The organism is Deinococcus pimensis DSM 21231, from assembly GCF_000519345.1.
GTDB lineage: Bacteria > Deinococcota > Deinococci > Deinococcales > Deinococcaceae > Deinococcus_A > Deinococcus_A pimensis.
In genome coordinates, this window is sequence record NZ_KI912646.1 from 5,355 (window position 1) to 7,054 (window position 1,700).

A 1,700-nucleotide genomic window follows, 5' to 3' on the forward strand; every position below is an offset into this window, starting at 1 on the left:
GGGGCCACGCCGAACGCGACCGCCGCGAGCGCGAGCGGCAGCGCCGCGCCCCACAGCCCCGGGGAGGCCTCGTGGAGCTTCTCCGGCTTCGGGGCGCGCAGGGGCCCGGTGAAGGCCGTCAGGAACTTCAGGCTGTACGCGAAGGTGAACGCGCTGCCGAACACCGCCAGCGTGACGGGCAGGGGACCCGCCGCGATCATGCGCTCGTAGAAGAGCTCCTTGGACACGAAGCCGCCCAGCGGCGGCACGCCCGCCATGGAGAGCGCCGCGACGACCGCCACCGCGAAGGTCACGGGCATCACGCGCCGCAGGCCCGACAGGTCGCGCAGCAGCCGCGTGCCCGCGTGGTGATCCACGATGCCGACCACGAAGAAGAGCGCCGCCTTGAACGCCGCGTGGTTCAGCAGGTGCGCGGTCGCCGCGAGGCGCGCCTCCGCGTCGTTCAGGCCGTACAGCGCCGTGAGGAGCCCCAGCTGAGACACGGTGGAGTACGCCAGCAGCGCCTTGAGGTCCGTCTGCCGCAGCGCGAGGTACGCGCCCCACGCGAGCGTCGCGAGCCCCACCGTGACGGTGACGTTCGTGAAGAGCGGCACCGTGAAGAGGAAGCCGAGCTTCGCGACGAGGAACACGCCCGCCTTCACCATCGTCGCGGAGTGCAGGAACGCGGAGACCGGCGTGGGCGCCTCCATCGCGGTGGGCAGCCACAGGTGGAAGGGCAGCTGCGCGGACTTCGTGAACGCCGCGAGCAGCACCAGCAGCATCGCCGGGACGAACAGCGGGCTCGCCTGCAGGGCCGCCACGTCGATGCGCGAGAGGTTCGTGCTGCCGCCCGCCACGGCGATCAGGGCGGTCCCCGCGAGCAGCGCGAGCCCGCCCGCCCCGGTGACGACGAGGGCCTTGACGGCCCCGTCGCGCGACGCGCGGCGCTGGTGCCAGTACCCGATCAGCAGGAAGCTCGTGACGGACGTGAGCTCCCAGAAGGCGAAGAGCAGCACGAGGTTCTCCGAGAGCACGAGGCCCAGCATGGACCCCGCGAACAGCAGCAGGTACGTGTAGAAGCGCGCGAAGTTCTCGCGACGGTACAGGTACGACAGGCCGTACAGCGACGTGAGGACGCCGATCGACGCGATCAGGACGGCGAAGCTCAGCGAGAAGCCGTCGAGGCGCAGCTCCACGTTCAGGCCGATCTGCGGCACCCACGCGAAGGTCTCACGCCCCACCTCCCCGTTCGTGGCGCCGGGGGCGCGCAGGACGAGGCCCAGGGCGGGCAGCAGCGAGAGCGCCGCGAGGACGCCCACGCCGCGTTTCAGGCGGGCGCCGAGCAGGGTGACGAGGACCGCGCCGAGGAAGGGCGCGAGGATCGACGCGAGGATCACGTGGCCTCCCGGCCGGGTGAATGGTTCATGCGGGCTCCTTGACTCGAAACGAAAAAGGGCGGGGTCCGTCGACAGACTCCGCCCGGTCCGGCGTGTGGATGCCGGTCTCCCGCCGCGTCACGCGGCGTGGTTGTCCCATCAGGCTAACATCCCCGTCCGTGCGCGGCAACGCACGTGTCACGTTCCGCCCGGCGCGGACTACACTGGGCGCACCCGGAGTCGCCCTTGTCCCGCGTTCGCCCTGTTCTGCTCGCGTGCGTGCCGCTCGTGCTCGCGGCGCTCCTGCTGGCGTGGTCCGGGCGGGCGCCGTCCGCACCCGCCGCC

Annotated in this window: 1 protein-coding gene; it reads right to left on the reverse strand. The window is 72.0% G+C overall.

All coding sequences use genetic code 11. The annotated features are described in order from the left end of the window. On the reverse strand, nt 1-1,376 hold a 1,376-nt coding region (locus tag DEIPI_RS0112715; RefSeq protein WP_027482005.1), incomplete at its 3' end, for a proton-conducting transporter transmembrane domain-containing protein. Between the last annotated feature and the right edge of the window lie 324 nt (nt 1,377-1,700).